Annotated in this window: 14 protein-coding genes and 1 pseudogene; 6 read left to right on the top strand and 9 right to left on the bottom strand. The window is 74.1% G+C overall.

The features are described from left to right. Positions 1-94 precede the first annotated feature (94 nt). The 4 genes from ACQPY0_RS38555 (at position 95) to ACQPY0_RS38540 (ending at position 4,062) form a co-directional block, all read left to right on the top strand. On the top strand, positions 95-1,507 hold the full coding sequence (locus ACQPY0_RS38555; protein ID WP_432972421.1) for a hypothetical protein: 1,413 nt from the start codon (positions 95-97) through the stop codon (positions 1,505-1,507). Beyond that, positions 1,504-2,628 carry an ARPP-2 domain-containing protein gene (locus ACQPY0_RS38550; protein ID WP_432972418.1) on the top strand — a complete coding sequence of 375 codons (1,125 nt, stop codon included), beginning with the start codon at positions 1,504-1,506 and terminating at the stop codon, positions 2,626-2,628. The genes ACQPY0_RS38555 and ACQPY0_RS38550 overlap by 4 nt, the downstream gene beginning before the upstream one ends. Positions 2,629-3,123: 495 nt before the next feature. After that, positions 3,124-3,402 (top strand): GlsB/YeaQ/YmgE family stress response membrane protein, encoded by a 279-nt coding sequence (locus tag ACQPY0_RS38545; protein WP_345127949.1) that lies wholly within the window; start codon positions 3,124-3,126, stop codon positions 3,400-3,402. A gap of 96 nt (positions 3,403-3,498) precedes the next feature. After that, positions 3,499-4,062, top strand: a complete 564-nt coding sequence (locus ACQPY0_RS38540) for a GNAT family N-acetyltransferase (RefSeq protein WP_432972414.1) — start codon at positions 3,499-3,501, stop codon at positions 4,060-4,062. Positions 4,063-4,071: 9 nt separating this feature from the next. Here ACQPY0_RS38540 and ACQPY0_RS38535 read toward each other — a convergent pair whose 3' ends face one another. From ACQPY0_RS38535 to ACQPY0_RS38495, 9 genes are all read right to left on the bottom strand, one after another. Beyond that, the gene (locus ACQPY0_RS38535; protein ID WP_432972411.1) at positions 4,072-5,538 is read right to left on the bottom strand and encodes a DNA polymerase ligase N-terminal domain-containing protein; all 1,467 of its coding nucleotides are present in this window, start codon (positions 5,536-5,538) and stop codon (positions 4,072-4,074) included. Positions 5,539-5,894: 356 nt separating this feature from the next. Further along, complete coding sequence (locus ACQPY0_RS38530) at positions 5,895-7,031, bottom strand: YunG family protein (RefSeq protein ID WP_432972408.1); 1,137 nt, start codon at positions 7,029-7,031, stop codon at positions 5,895-5,897. Positions 7,032-7,114: 83 nt separating this feature from the next. Continuing rightward, entirely contained in the window at positions 7,115-7,432 is a 318-nt protein-coding gene (locus ACQPY0_RS38525; protein WP_432972405.1) for a hypothetical protein, read from the bottom strand. 5 nt (positions 7,433-7,437) lie between these two features. Next, on the bottom strand, positions 7,438-7,650 hold the full coding sequence (locus ACQPY0_RS38520) for a PspC domain-containing protein (RefSeq protein ID WP_432972402.1): 213 nt from the start codon (positions 7,648-7,650) through the stop codon (positions 7,438-7,440). An 81-nt stretch (positions 7,651-7,731) separates the two neighbouring features. Next, positions 7,732-8,364 carry a class I SAM-dependent methyltransferase gene (locus ACQPY0_RS38515; RefSeq protein ID WP_432972399.1) on the bottom strand — a complete coding sequence of 211 codons (633 nt, stop codon included), beginning with the start codon at positions 8,362-8,364 and terminating at the stop codon, positions 7,732-7,734. Between the two features lie 34 nt (positions 8,365-8,398). Further along, positions 8,399-9,436, bottom strand: coding sequence for a hypothetical protein (locus tag ACQPY0_RS38510; RefSeq protein ID WP_432972396.1), 1,038 nt, complete (start codon positions 9,434-9,436; stop codon positions 8,399-8,401). Between the two features lie 62 nt (positions 9,437-9,498). Further along, positions 9,499-10,623, bottom strand: a complete 1,125-nt coding sequence (locus tag ACQPY0_RS38505) for a hypothetical protein (RefSeq protein WP_432972393.1) — start codon at positions 10,621-10,623, stop codon at positions 9,499-9,501. After that, the gene (locus tag ACQPY0_RS38500; protein WP_432972390.1) at positions 10,610-11,149 is read right to left on the bottom strand and encodes a SigE family RNA polymerase sigma factor; all 540 of its coding nucleotides are present in this window, start codon (positions 11,147-11,149) and stop codon (positions 10,610-10,612) included. Before ACQPY0_RS38500 ends, ACQPY0_RS38505 begins: the two co-directional genes overlap by 14 nt. Before the next feature lie 91 nt (positions 11,150-11,240). Then, a complete protein-coding gene (locus tag ACQPY0_RS38495) occupies positions 11,241-11,972 on the bottom strand; it encodes an SDR family oxidoreductase (protein WP_432972387.1) in 732 nt (243 codons plus the stop codon). Positions 11,973-12,136: 164 nt separating this feature from the next. Here ACQPY0_RS38495 and ACQPY0_RS38490 point away from each other — a divergent pair. Further along, positions 12,137-12,444 (top strand): annotated as a pseudogene (locus ACQPY0_RS38490) (heavy metal translocating P-type ATPase); the annotation flags it as partial. Positions 12,445-12,450: 6 nt separating this feature from the next. Further along, positions 12,451-13,725, top strand: a complete 1,275-nt coding sequence (locus ACQPY0_RS38485) for a hypothetical protein (protein WP_432995533.1) — start codon at positions 12,451-12,453, stop codon at positions 13,723-13,725. The last annotated feature ends 20 nt before the right edge of the window (positions 13,726-13,745 follow it).

The following is a 13,745-nucleotide window of genomic DNA, read 5'->3' as shown; positions in this document are numbered from 1 at the left end:
CGCGACTTCCGGAACCCGCCTCTGAAGCGATGCTTCGCAGCTCGCACGTCGAACTCCCCGACCGGCACTCAGACATCGCGCCGAGGGGGAGGCTGTGGAGCTGTCGGAACTGACGGCGTGCGAGGACGTGGTGATGTTCGTCAACGCCGCCGTCGCCGCGACCGGGCAGCGGGAGTTCTACGGCGACCTCGGGCAGCAGCGGCTGTCGCTGGCCTTCCTGCACGACTACGTGCGCGTCAACTACCGCGAGATCTACGCCGCCACGCTCGCGCTGGACATCAACGACTTGAACGCCGCCACGATCGTGCTCGGGCTGCTGCGCACCGCCCAGGAGGCGCCGCTGCCGCAGCGCAAGCTCGAGGGGCGCCTCATCGCCGCACGGCTGTCGCGGCTGCCTCCCCAGCGGGTGTACCGCGTGCTACGCACCCTGCGCGCCGAGGGCATCAACAACCGGCGCACGCGGGCCATCGTGCGGGACTGGGTCGCGGCCCGGCCCGACGTGGCGTTCGACGCGGTGAAGTATCGCCGCGCCCTCGCCGCCGTGGCCGGCCACGCGCACCTGAAGCTGCCCGGCGAGGTCGGCACGATGCTGTTCGACTGGCGGCGCCCGGCCCGCTACGCCACGCCGATCCTGGAGTCGTGGCGCCGCGCGCACTACGACAAGCAGGCGCTGTTCGACCTGCCCTACACGGTCGCCGAGGGCCTCGCCTCGAGCCGCCGCCGCGGCATCGGCCGAGCCGAGTTCCTGCGCGCGATCGCGCCGCGCCTGAGCGAGCTGGAGCGGCTGCGGCTGCAGCGTTCGGGCGCCGCGGTCGAGGGCGTCGCGGGAATCGCGCTGGACCGCCAGCCGCTGACCCGCCTGGCGCTCTACGTGCTGTCCCTGCCCCGTCCCGAGCGGGCCCGCCGCCGCGACGAGCTCACCGCGGCCCTGCGCACCGCCGCCCGCCGCGCGGCCGGGCGCCAGGCCGGCACCTGGGGCGACGTCGTCGCCGTGCTCGACGACAGCTACTCGGCGTCGGGGTCCGCGGTGAAGCGCCGCCGCCCGCTCGCCGTGGCGCTGGCCGCGCACTACCTGCTGGAGGCGCTTTCGCAGCGGTACCATCCGATCTGGCTCAACCACACCGGCGATCCGCTGCTGGTCCACCCGGCCGGCGCCACGCCGCTGGGGGAGCGGCTGCTCGACGGCCTCGCGCGGCGGCCGGAGCGGCTCGTCGTGGTCTCCGACGGCTGGGACAACGCGCCGCCGGGGCTGGCCGCGGAGGTGCTGCGGGTGTGGCGGCAGCGCCTCGACCCGGACGGGCGCACGTCGATCGTGCACCTCAACCCGGTGTACGACGGCGATGCCTTCGACGTGCGCCGCCTCTCACCCACCGTGGCGAGCGTCGGCGTGCGCGACGCCGAGGACGCGGCGGCGCTGGTCGAGCTGGCGCGCTTCGCCACCGGCACGGCGACCTTCGCCGAACTGCGCGCCCACCTGGACGAGCGAGTGGAAGGCTTCCTGCGATGATCCCCGGCCTGCGCACCGGCCCCGCCCAGACGTGGGGCGCGGTGCGGATCGTGCCGCTGCTGCGCGACGCGCCGGTCGCCGGGCTGCGCCTGCACGCGCGGCTGCACGCCGACGAGCTGTCCATTGTGGAGCTCGGCCCGCGCGAGGCGTACGTCGCCTACGTCCCGCACGCGTTCGTGGCCACGTGGACCGCGGACGGCTCGCCCGCGGCCGCGTTCGGCACGCAGCTGCTCGACCCGCACGAGCCCGGCCTGCCGCGCGTGGCCGGCCTGCGCTTCCGCCGCCGCATGACCCGCCGCGAGGACCGTGGCCGCCTGCGCTTCCTGCCGCTGCACCTGGCCCTGGAGGGCTACCTCGGCCTGCAGTTCGACGGCCCGCCGGTCGCCTGGCAGGAGTGGACCCGCGCGGCCGTCACGCGGGGCCTCTCCCCGCGCGTCGAGGAGTCGTACCGCGGCGCCGCCGTCGCGGGCCTCGACGACGCCCTGCGCGTCTTCGAGATCCACCCGGGCCAGTGCGGCGTCGCGCTCTACCTCGCCGATGCCCTCGCGAGCGTGTTCGTCGTGCCCCACCCGGACGACTACCGGGCCCTGCACCCGACCCTGCTGCAGGACTTCTACGGCGAGCTGCTCTACCACTACACGCAGCTGTACCCGCACCTCGACGGCTTCCACCAGCCCCTGGACGCCGGCCGGGTGCACACGGTGGACGACCTGCGCGACGAGCTCGCCCGGGTCCGCGCCGAGTGGGACACGTTCCACAACGAGGTGATGTTCTCGGTCCAGGCCCTGACGACCGCGGCCGTGTACCGCCTGGGCCGCTTCACCCTGTCCCGCTTCCTGCCGCCGTTCGACCCGGTGCTGGACAACCACATCGGCGAGACGATCACCGACCAGGATGGCACCGTGGCGTATCTCAAGACGTTCCGCCTGTCGGCCGCCCAGGCCCGCCGCGGCCACCTGCTGTCGAAGCTGGCGGCCCACGACTGGAACCTGGACGCCACGGCCGCGGCCCTGTCCACCGACCGCGCCGGGCTGGTCCTGCGCCTGGACCGCGCGGGCTTCGGCCACCTGCTGCGCCCGGACATCCTCGACGCCTGCCGCGCGGCCGCCCGCCCCCGCTGAGCGCACGGTGCCGGGGCGGCTCGAACGGGTCGCGGATGGGTCCGCCGTTTCCGCGACGGGCCGCGCGGCCGCCCGTCGCCGTCCAGCGGGGTCGTGGATAAGTCCGCCGCTTCGCGACTGACTTATCCGATATTTCATGAAATACCGTCCGATCTGCCGAGGTGGTCATCGTCGGCGACAAATCGGATCTGTCGCTCGGCTCGGCGTGGACGTGGCAGTGCTCGGTTCGGGCATGGCGCCGGTCGCGGGCCGTGGATGCGGCCGGCGCCATACCGCCCTGTCGTGCCGTCCCCCCGCGGCCACCGGGGGAGGTCACCTGGCTGCCGGTGAGCTTGTGCGATCGCGTGCTTCGCTTCCGGTACCACCAGTTTCGGCAGCTCCCCGCCCACCCACCGGCACTTTCGCGCGAAGCCACCCGATCGATGTCGTGTTTGGCCCCGCGCCCGCAGGGGCATCAATCCCTCGACCGGAAAACGAGCTTTTCGAGGAGGAGCAGTGACTGTCACCGGAATCATCACGGCGCTCATCGTCGGTCTGATCGTCGGTGCGCTGGGTCGGCTGGTGGTTCCCGGCCGGCAGAGCATGTCGATCCTGGTCACGATGGTGGTTGGCGTCATCGCCGCCCTGCTGGGCACCGTCCTGGCCAACGCGATCGGCATCTCCACCGACACCCCGGGTGTCGACTGGGGCGAGCTGCTGGTCCAGGTGCTGCTCGCGGCCGTCGGCGTGGCACTGGTCGCCGGCCTGAGCGGCCGTGGCCGCCGCGCCCTCTGACCGGCGCGGGCCAGCTGAACAACACCACCGACGCGCGGAACCCCGGCCAACGGCAGCCGGGGTTCCGCGCGTTCGGGGCCGCGTACAGTCCGGGCAATGGTCTCGATCCCGCCCCGGCTCGTTCCCGTCGAACTCGGCGACCTGGTGCTGCGCGCGCCGGTCGCGTCCGACGCCGCGGCCGTGCAGGCGGCCTTCGCCGACCCGGAGCTGCTGCGGTGGAGCCCGCTGTCGTCCGAGCTGCCGGACGATCCGCGCACGGCCGCCCTGGAGTGGATCGAGGACCGGGCCGACTGGTCGCCGGGCACGCGGCTGGGCTGGGCGGTCTCCGACGCGACCAGCGGGCCGCTGCTGGGCACGGTGTCCGTGCGCGTCATCGACGCCCGGGCCGGAAACGGCATGATCGGCTACTGGACGGTCCCGGCCGCGCGGGGCCGCGGGATCGCCACCCGGGCGGTGCGGGCCGCCGCGCGGTTCGCGTTCGACGTGGCCGGACTGCACCGCATCGAGCTCGCTCACGCGGTCGGCAACCCCTCGTCGTGCCGGGTCGCGCAGGGCGCCGGGTTCGCGCTGGAGGGAACACTGCGGGAGTCGTACGCGTACGGCGACGGCCAGCACCACGACGAGCACCTGCACGCCAAGCTCCGCACCGACCCGAACTGAGAGGCGGGTTCAGGACAGCGGCGGCAGCCGTTGCGGGTTGCTCAGGACGCCCGCGAACAGCTCGCCGCGCTCGGCCAGCCGCTCGCCGATAGTACGGATCGTGAACCCGTCCGGCCGCAACGCCGGGTCGTCGAGCTCGTCCCACGCGATCGGCGCCGAGACCGGCGCGCCGGGGGCCGGGCGCGGGCTGTACGGCGCGACGAGCGTCTTGTTCACCGCGTTCTGCGTGAAGTCCAGCCGGGCCCGGCCCTCCCGCCCCGCGCGCTCCCACGCGAAGCTGACGAGATCCGGCACCACCGCGCCGATCGAGCGCGACAGCTCCTCCACCCACGCCCGCGTCTCGGCGAACGACGGCCCGGGTCGCACCGGCACCCAGATCTGGATGCCGCGCCGCCCGCTGACCTTCGGGTACGCGGCGACGCCGAGGTGCTCGAACGCCGTGCGGTGCAGGCGCGCCAGCACCAGCAGGTCCGCCCAGGCCGTGCCCGGCCCGGGGTCGAGGTCGACGAGCGCGTACGACGGCAGGTCCGGCCGGTCCGTCGGCGAGGTCCACGGGTGCCACTCGAGGCCGCCGAAGTTCGCCGCCCAGACCAGCGCCGCGGGCTCCCCGGCCACGAGATACTCGGTGCCGGACGACGGCTCCCGCCAGCGCGGCAGCCAGTCCGGGGCGCGCCCCGGCAGCGCCTTCTGCCAGAAGCCCTTCGTGTCCGAACCACCTGGGAACCGGTGCAGGTTCAGGGCCCGCCCGGCGAGATAGGGCACGACAGTGCAGGCGATCGCCGAGGTGTACCGCAGCAGCTCCCGCTTCGTCACCGCCGGCTCGCCGCCCCGCCCGGGAAACAGCACCTTCGACAGGTTCGTCACCCGCAGCCGCCGCCCGAACACCTCCCAGGTCCCCGCCTCCCCGAGCCCGTCCAACGCGGCCAGCTCCTCGTCGCTCACAGCACCCCGGACGGGCACCGCGGCCCGATCGGCGGGCAGCTCGGAGCGCCACTGCCAGTGCGGGTCGGCCTTCACCTCGTCGCTGGATCGTCCACTGAGGACGGAGCGCGGAAACGCCGCCGGGTCCCAGCCGTCCACGGCGTGCTCGTCGCGCTTGTGCATGAGCAGCCACTCGTCCCCGCGCGTGCGCACGATGACGAACTTCCCGCGCAGCTTCTGCCCGTGCAGCTCGATGTGCAGCTCCCCACGCTCCAGCGCCGCCCGCGGGTCCGGGTCCTTGTACGGCACCCACGCCCCCGTGTCCCACACGATCACGTCCCCGCCGCCGTACGTGCCGGCCGGGATGACCCCCTCGAAGGCGACATACTCCAGCGGGTGGTCGTCGACATGAAACGCGGCCCGGCGCACCTTGGGGTCGAGCGAGGGCCCCTTCGGCACCGCCCAGCTCACGAGCACCCCGCCGACCTCGATCCGGAAGTCGTAGTGCAGCCTGCGCGCCCGGTGCAGCTGCACGACGAACCGCAATTCGCCCACGTACTCCAGTGTCCCGCGTCCCACTCCTCCGGAATGCGGGTAGTCCGCACATATCGGACGACTGGGGCGGGTGATGAGGCGCTGGGCGGTGCTCGCGTCGGTGTCGTTCGCTCTGGCCGGAGCCACCCGGCAGACCCGTCGACCGTCCGCGCTGCCGTCCGCGCCGGCCCGGCGTTCCTGGCGATGCTGCGAGGCCTGGCGGTGGTCGGCCGGCGTGCCACTGCGCGCGAGTCCAACGCCCCGGCGCGGTCCCGGTCAGCCCGGTCCCGGCAGTGGACGCGCGCCCACATGCCAGCGGATGGTCGGGCTGACGCCAGGCAGTGGCGCGAGGGCCAAGGCCCCACGGCCCGGACACGTCAGGCCGAGCCGGCGCGGCGGGCGGCGGTCTCGGCGCGGACGGGGCTCGCGCGGCTGCTGCGGATCAGCGCCTGCAGAGCCACCGCCGCCGTGGGGGCCAGGTCGGTGGCGGACAGGTCGTCGGCCAGGATGCCCGAGTCGCCAAGGTCGTAGGCGCCCGCCAGGATCGTCAGCTCGACGCGCGGGGTGCGGCCGGTCACGTCGGGCAGGGTGCCGTTCCAGTGGTGGTGCAGGCGGGCCGTGAACTCGATGCCCGCCTCCTCGGCCAGGGCTCGGCGGGCGGCCTCCTCCGCCAGGCCGCGCCGTGCCGTGTCCGTCAGGGGCTCGCTCGCCGGCTGCAGGCGGGCGGCCGGCAGGGCCCACTGGCCGGGCTCGAAGAAGGCGGTGGGGGAGCGGCGCCGCAGCAGCACCGCGCCGCCCGGGTCCACCAGCAGGGCCAGGGCCAGCCTCAGGGGCGGGGTGGACGGGTCGGGGACGGGCACCTGGGCGAGGGTCGGGCGCAGGGATCGTGCGGATGGATCGAGGCCTGGGCGCGGGTAGCGCGCAGACGCCTCAGCCGCCCGCAGCGACGAGCGCGTGGACGCCTCGGCCGCCCCGTGCGAAGCGAGCGCGGACGCCTCAGCCGCCCGCAGCGACGAGCGCGCGGACACCTCAGTCGCCCCGTGCGAAGCGAGCGCGGATGGCTCGGAGGCCGGGTGCCCGGAGCGTTGGGACGGAACGAGGCCGGGGCGAGGGAAACCCGCGGCGAGCGCGGACGGGCCCGGGGCAGGGGCGGCTCGGCTCAGGGCGGTCAGGACGCGGTGGCGCAGGATCGCGTGCTGGCCGCGGCAGCGGGTCGGCGGGCCCTCCGGTGGGCACACCAGCTCGGCGCCCAGCACCAGCTCGCCGGGGCGGAACTGGTCGCGGGTCAGGTCCAGGTCGGTGCCGTCGGGCAGGCGATTCCACCAGTGGTCGCCGGCCGGCTCCCCGCCCGCGGTGACCCGGCCGCGGATCAGGTCGCCGCCGAGGACTTCGCGGACCACGAGGGCGGTCGGGCCGCCCTGGCCGCGGGACGGGTTGCCGGGGTGCCAGTCGGCCAGGTCGGACGGGTCACATGTCTCGGGACCCCAGGAGCGTCGCAAAAGGGGGAGCAACATGGTCGCATCATGCCCCAGGGGTACGACAAAAACGCGTCGCCACAGGTCACGGCCGCGAACCGGCGAACAAAACCGGTCACGGCTCAACCCTCGGCGTGCCACTGGCGGAACAGGGCCAGCTTCTGGCGGGCCCGGTCGTCCACCTCGGCGCTCAGGCCGTTGGTCTCGGTGAAGAAGGCGATCGCCGCGGTCAGGTCGCCGCACTCCTCGATGAGGCGGGCGCGCAGGTCGGTGCCGTCGTAGTACCGCTCCCGGCCGGAGGCGCCGACGAGCTTGGCCAGGATCTGGATGAGCTCGCCGGCCTCCTCGGCGAGCTTCGCCAGGCCGGGCCACGTCTCGGAGCCGATCTCATACGGCCCGGCCTTGCCGAATTCGAAATCATCCAGGGAGTGCTCATCCAAAGGGCTCAGGCCTCCGACGGCATCAGGATCCACAGGATCGGGTACACCAGGATCTGGCTGCCGGGGATGATCAGCAGCGCGAGCACGAACAGCAGCCGTGCCATCCAGGGGTCGAGCCCGAAGCGCTGCCCGAGCCCCGCGCACACGCCGCCCAGGACCCGGCCGTGCACCGGCCGGACCAGACCCTGCCGCCGCATCGAGCCGTACACGCTGTCCATCGCGGTTCTCCAATCTGACGTTCACGACCCTTTCAGCATGGGCGCCGGGGCACCCGAGCGGCATCAGGGAAGGGCCCTGGGCTAGCCCTGACCCGGGACCCTGGCCGCGATCCGCTCGATGATGCCGAGGTTGAACCGCTCGTGCTCGAGCACCTCGAGGCCGAGCGACTGCGCCCACAGCAGCGGCCGCCGGCGGAAATGCTCGCCCTGCAGCGGCACCGTGACCGCGTCGGCCAGCGCCTGCAGGGCACGCACGGGCAGTACTGAGGAAGCCACATGGTCGGCGAGCAACAGCCGGCCCCCGGGGCGCAGGACCCGCACCATCTCGGCGAACGCGGCGCGGCCGTCGGGGATGGCGCAGAGGCCGAACGTGCACACGGCGGTGTCGAAGGACGCGTCGGGCAGGTCGAGGGCCTGCGCGTCGCCGAGGCGCAGGTCGGCCTCGACGCCGAGGCCGGCGGCGCGGCGGCGGGCCACGTCGAGCATCGCCGGGCTCCACTCGACCGCCGTCAGGCGCACGCCGGGCGGGTAGTGGGGCAGGTTGAGCCCGGTGCCGAGGGCGACCTCGAGGGTGTCGCCGGTGGCCCGGCCGGCGATCCAGGGGCGGGTGTCGCGGAAGTATCGCCGCTCCGTGAGGCTCATCCGCCGGTCGTAGTCCCCCGCGTGCTTGTCCCAGAACCGCCGCAACCGCAGCTGCCTTCCCGTATCCGGCACCCGCCCAGGGTATCGGCCCTTGTCGAGGGGCCGCTCAGCTTCCGAGGACCCGCAGGGTCACCGCGGCCAGACCGGCGAGGATCTCGGCGAAGTGGCCGGAGTTCAGGCCCGCCGACTGCACCACGACGTCGTGCGCGCGGCCGCCCGCCGCGAGCGCGCCGCCGTCGTGATAGGTCTCGTACGGCGAGTCGCGCACCTGCTGGATCGCGAACGAGAACAGGTTCTCGTGCCGCTCCTCGGACTCGGTGCGGTTGTACTGCCGCCGGAACCGCTCCCGCATCGCCTGGAAGCCGGTGCCGTCGCCGCCGTGCGGCTGGGGCACCACGGAGGCGTACGTGTCGCCCGCGAACCGCACCGTCCATCCCGACGCCTGGTGCTCGGCCGCCTTCGCCGCCACCGCCGCCTGGATGCGGCGGATCTCCTCCTCCGGCACGCCCTGCGCCCGCAGCCGGGCGATCCGGGCCGCGTTCTGGCCCGCGACGAGTTCGCCGGGCTCGAGGCCGGGACCGCCGACGCCGCGCTCGCGCAGCCGCCGCCGCACGGCGTTGCCGACGAGCCCGGTCGCCTCCGGGCCGAGCATGTCCAGCGGCCCGACCGAGTCGACGGGGTGGCGCAGGTACGCGCCCAGCAGGTCGGCCGGCACGGCGGCCAGCCCCTGCGGGTGCCCCACGGGCACCGGGGGCAGCGCGAACAGGTCGGGCGGCCCGTCGAAGTCACCGGGCTGCTGCCGGAAGCGTCCGAACATGAGCCCATGATGGGGCCGGCTCCGCTCGGCGTCCGTTGACTGACGCACGCCTGACAGGACGGCTGCCTGGACGCCGACCCACTGCGCTGCGCCGTCGACCAGGCGGCCTTCATCCTGCTCGTCGCCGAGGGCCGAGGCCTGCCGCTGCTGCCCGGCGCCCGGTACCTGCTCGCGAGCGCCGGCACGCCCGCCCTCGTCGTCGGCCGGGCACCACACGCGCCCGAGGCCACCCCCGGCCGGGCGGGCCTGCACCCAGACCGTCGAGCTCGCCTCTGCCGTCCCGGCGACGCCCCCGCGCCCGGAGGAGCCCGCGAAACTGTCCATCATGGACAGTCCCAGCGCCACCCTGATCTTGTCGGGCCGATCGGCCGAGGGTTTACGGCCCTGGCCTACCTTGGCCGGCCCAGCAGACCGTCGAGGATGCTGTCGAGTGCGGCGGACGGTGGGGCACCGTCGAAGTCGAACGTCACTACCGCGCAGGTGTCGCGGGTGACCCGCACCTCGCGGGTCTCTCCGACCACGTCGCGCAGCATCAGCACGTCCACAGTCCTCGGCTCGGACGAACAGCCCAGGTACGGGACCTCGCCCGCGGCCGTCTTCGCCGCCGCCTCCACCGCCGTCGCGGTGTCGCGGGCGACGCCGCGGTCGAGGACCTGGCGGGTGCGGTCCCAGTTGCCGTCGGGCCCGCGCACGTACCGGCACGCCGTGACGACCGCGAGAGGCACCGGCAGATAGCGGTAGTCCTGCCCGTAGGTGTGGATCCAGACGTCGAAGGCCGGATCCGGGCTGTACCTGCCGTCGGCCGGTCCGCTCGTGAGCCGCTGGACGCAGCCGGCCGGGTGCACGTCGGCCGGCCTGGCCACGGCGAGCTCCTGCGCCGTGAACCTGGTGTCGAACGCCTCCACCGCGTCGCCGTCCTGATAGCGGGTGATCGCACCGCGCCGGACGAACCCGCAGGCGGTGGCGAGTTCGACGGTCGCCTTCGCGCCGTCGCCGTACTCCAGGGTGAGGTATCCGCCGCCGTCGCCGGCGATGAAGCAGGGGTCGCCGCCGGATTTGGCCGGGAGCCCGTTCAGCACAGTGACCAGGCCGGCGACATCGCGGGTGAGGACGAGCCGCCGCGGCGGGCCGGGGCGGCGCAGATGCAGCTCGGGCACCGGGTTGTAGCGGCACAAGACGGCCCGGACCGCGCCGGGCGGCGCCAGGTCGCCGGGCGCGGTGGACGGCAGTTCGCCGTTTCCGTACGGGAACTGCGGCGGCGTCGCCGGGCAGTCGCCGGCGACCGGGCGTTGCGGACCGGCCGTTTCGCTCGTGTCCGGGTGGGCGTTGGCGACCGCGACCGCCCCGCCGAGCAGGACGAGGACGACGCACGCTGCGGCCAGGACGTCGGTGCGCAGCTGCCGGCGACGCACCCGGCGGCCGACCGCGGCCAGCCGGTCGGGCGGCGCCGCGAGGTCGGGCACCAGCGTGTCGAGGATCCGGCCGATGTCACGGCCGCCGTCAGGATGCGTCATGGTGCTCGACTCCCTCGTCGGTGAGCAGCGATCGCACGGCGGCGTCCGCGCGCAGCCTCTCCAGGCCGCGGAAGGCCAGGGTTTTCACGGTGCCGGCCGAGCAGCCCAGCAGCTCGGCCGTCTCGGCGACCGTGCGGTCCTCTACGTATCGCAGGACGATCACCGCTCGCTGACGGCTGGTCAGGCGAGCCAGCGCGCGGCGCAGCCCGTCGCGGGCGGCCGACTCGGCGGCGACGTCTTCGGCGCCGGCCCGGTCGGGCGGCGCCGCGCTCGGCAGTTCCCCGCGCCACTGTCGCCGCCACCAGCTCAGGTACGTGTTGTAGAGCACCCGCCGCACGTACCCCTCGGGATTGCCGCCCTCGGCGATCCTGTCCCAGTGCTGCCAACTGCGGGCAAGCGCGGTTTGCAGCAGGTCCTCGGCGCGCCCGGAGTCGCCGGTCAGCAGCCACGCCGCGCGCAGCAGCACGTGGGAGCGCGCGGCCACGAACTCGGCGAAGCCTTCGGGTGGTGCAGGTGCTCGGGTCATCCGGGTCCTCCTGCCGGTACAACCGCGTGGGAGCCGCCTGCGGTTGACAGGTCATGGCGGACAACAGGCAGGGCGCACAAGCATCAAGCCCTCACCAGGCGACGATGCCGTTTTCGTCGAAGAAGCCGCCGGTCGGGCCGTCGGCGGGGAGGGTGGCGAGCCGAACCGGGGCGATCGCTCCCTGCTCCACGGTGCGGTCGCCGTCCGGAGACATGTCGGTACGGACGTAGCCGGGATTGACCGCGTTGACCTTGATCGGAGTGGACCGTAACTCGGCGGCGAAATGCACCGTGATGGCGTTGACCGCTGATTTCGACGAGTTGTACGCCAGCGTGTTCCACTCCGCTCGCCAGTCCGGGCCGCTGGTGAGCGTGAGCGACCCCGCACCGGAGGACATGTTCACGATCCGGCCGGCGTCCGCCTTGTGCAGCAACGGCAGCATCGCCCGGGTGACCGCGAAGACACCGAACACATTGGTCTCGTACGTGCGACGGAGGACGGCGACGTCCAGACCGCTGGGCGGCGCATCGTCCAGGGCGATGGCCGCATTGTTGACCAGCACGTCGAGCCGGCCGAAGCGCTCTTCGACGGCATGCACCGCCGCATCGATGCTCGGCTGATCGGTGACATCCAGCGGTAGGAACACCGCATCCAGTCCCTGCGCCTGAAGTTGCCGAACCGCCGCTTGGCCGCGCGTGGTGTCGCGCGCTCCGACCAATGCCGTATGGCCCAGCATGGCCAGCTGTCGCGCAATCTCCAACCCGATGCCCTTGTTGGCCCCGGTCACGAGACCGACCTTCCTGGCAGCCTTGTCGGTTGTCATCCATCCCCTCCGCATCCCGCCCCAACGTTCGATACGTCCCACTGGGTTGGAACATCGTCTCAACCGGGACCGCAGTGAGAGCAGGGTCCCTCTGGTCCTCGTGGGGTGCCAACCACCGGCCGCCTCACGCTGTGCGCCGTCGAGCCTGTCGCCGGGCCGAGGGCAAGGTCGCGGCGGTCCGCAAGCTCCAGAAGCGCGGCCGGGCCGTGGCGATTTTGGGCGACGACGTCAACGACGCCGCGATCGAGGCCGCCGACCTGCGCCCGTCGACGCCATCCGGCTGTCGCGGGCCACGCTCGGTACGATCCGCGGGAATCTGTTCTGGGCCTTCGCCTACGACGTCGTGGGACTGCCGGGCCTGCGCAGCCCGATGGTGGCGGGCGCGGCGATGGCGCTGTCGTCGGCGTTCGTCGTGGCCAACAGCCTGCGGCTGCAGGGGCTTCCGGTTTTTGTCGTACCCCGCGGCTATGGTGCCCGCATGACTCGCTTCCTCGACGTCACCGTGCCGGTCCGCCCGCTGGCCGAGGCCGCCGCGCTGGCCGTTCGCCTGCTCACCGCGCGCTCGCCGCAGCCGGTCCACGCCGCTGTCCTGCTGCGGGCCGAGGACGACACGGTGACCCTGTCCGCCACCGACGGCGCCCTGACCGTCCGCCTGCGGGTCCCGGCGACGGTCCACACCCCCGGCGAGTCCCTGGTGTCCCGCCGCGGGCTGGCCGACACCCTGACGGCGCTGCAGGCCCCGCAGGCCCGGCTCCTGGCCGAGGGCAGCCGCCTGGCCGTCAAGGTCCCCGGCGCCCGCTTCGCCCTGCCGGTCCTGGCCGACGACTGGCCCGCGGTCCCCGCCCTGCCGCCGCAGACCACCCGCGCCGAGGGCCCGGTACTGCGCACGGCCACGGCCGCGGTGTCCGGCGCCGCCTCCCGCGAGCACGCCCTGCCCATCTTCACCGGCGTGCGCCTCCGCGCGATCGGCGGCACCCTGTCCCTGCTCGCCACCGACCGCTACCGCCTCGCCGCCGCGACGCTCCCCATCACAGCCCCGGCCGCCGCTTCGCCTGCCCCAGCGGCCGATCCCGACACCGCGCTGGGCCTAGGCTCGTCCGGCCGCGATTCGCACAGCGGTGGCTCGGTTGGCGGGCGCTCGGCCGGCGGCAGTGCGGCCGACGGCGGTGCGGCCGACGGTGGTCCGGCGGCGGCGATCGGCCCGGTGGCGCAGTTCGAGGCCCTGGTCCCGGCCGGGCTGCTGACCCGCATCGCGCCGGTCCTGGGCCGCGCGGAGACCGTCGGCCTGCACGTCGCCGGCGAGCTGTTCGGGTTGTCCTGGCCGGGCGGCAGCGTGGTCACCCCGACCCTCGGCGACTCCTACCCGGACGCCCAGTTCGACCGGCTCCTCGCCGTGGAGCCCGAGTGCGTCGTCGAGCTCGAGGCCAACGCGCTGGCCGCCGCCGTCGAGCGGGCGGCCGCCTACGCGGGCCAGCATGGCCGGGTGACGCTGCAGTCCATCGAGGGCGCGCTGCTGGTGCGGGCCGCCGACCCGCTGCGCGGCGAGTCCGAGGAGACCGTCAAGGCCGTCGTGCGCTCCGGCCAGGCCACCCGCGCCTACCAGGCCCGCCTCCTGACCGACGCCTTGCACGCCTTCCCGGGCGAAACGGTTGCCCTGCGCATCCAGCCGGCCCTGCGCGCCACGGAGGTGACCACGCCCACCGCGGACCTGCGCTACCTCATCGTCCCCATGCGCCCCGACGACCAGCCCTGACGGAAGCCGACCGGCAGGCC

This window comes from Dactylosporangium sp. CA-233914 (genome assembly GCF_050942935.1).
Taxonomy (GTDB): Bacteria; Actinomycetota; Actinomycetes; order Mycobacteriales; family Micromonosporaceae; genus Dactylosporangium.
The sequence above is the reverse complement of the archived record's forward strand: the minus strand, read 5'-3'. Positions and strand labels throughout refer to the sequence as shown.

Excerpts from the sequence above, each read along its gene's own strand:
- ACQPY0_RS38485 (WP_432995533.1), top strand. The coding sequence starts at position 12,451 with ATGACTCGCTTCCTCGACGTCACCGTGCCGGTCCGCCCGCTGGCCGAG.
- ACQPY0_RS38540 (WP_432972414.1), top strand. The coding sequence starts at position 3,499 with ATGGTCTCGATCCCGCCCCGGCTCGTTCCCGTCGAACTCGGCGACCTG.
- ACQPY0_RS38505 (WP_432972393.1), bottom strand. The coding sequence starts at position 10,623 with ATGACGCATCCTGACGGCGGCCGTGACATCGGCCGGATCCTCGACACG.
- ACQPY0_RS38510 (WP_432972396.1), bottom strand. The coding sequence starts at position 9,436 with ATGATGGACAGTTTCGCGGGCTCCTCCGGGCGCGGGGGCGTCGCCGGG.
- ACQPY0_RS38500 (WP_432972390.1), bottom strand. The coding sequence starts at position 11,149 with ATGACCCGAGCACCTGCACCACCCGAAGGCTTCGCCGAGTTCGTGGCC.
- ACQPY0_RS38495 (WP_432972387.1), bottom strand. The coding sequence starts at position 11,972 with ATGACAACCGACAAGGCTGCCAGGAAGGTCGGTCTCGTGACCGGGGCC.
- ACQPY0_RS38550 (WP_432972418.1), top strand. The coding sequence starts at position 1,504 with ATGATCCCCGGCCTGCGCACCGGCCCCGCCCAGACGTGGGGCGCGGTG.
- ACQPY0_RS38530 (WP_432972408.1), bottom strand. The coding sequence starts at position 7,031 with ATGTTGCTCCCCCTTTTGCGACGCTCCTGGGGTCCCGAGACATGTGAC.
- ACQPY0_RS38520 (WP_432972402.1), bottom strand. The coding sequence starts at position 7,650 with ATGGACAGCGTGTACGGCTCGATGCGGCGGCAGGGTCTGGTCCGGCCG.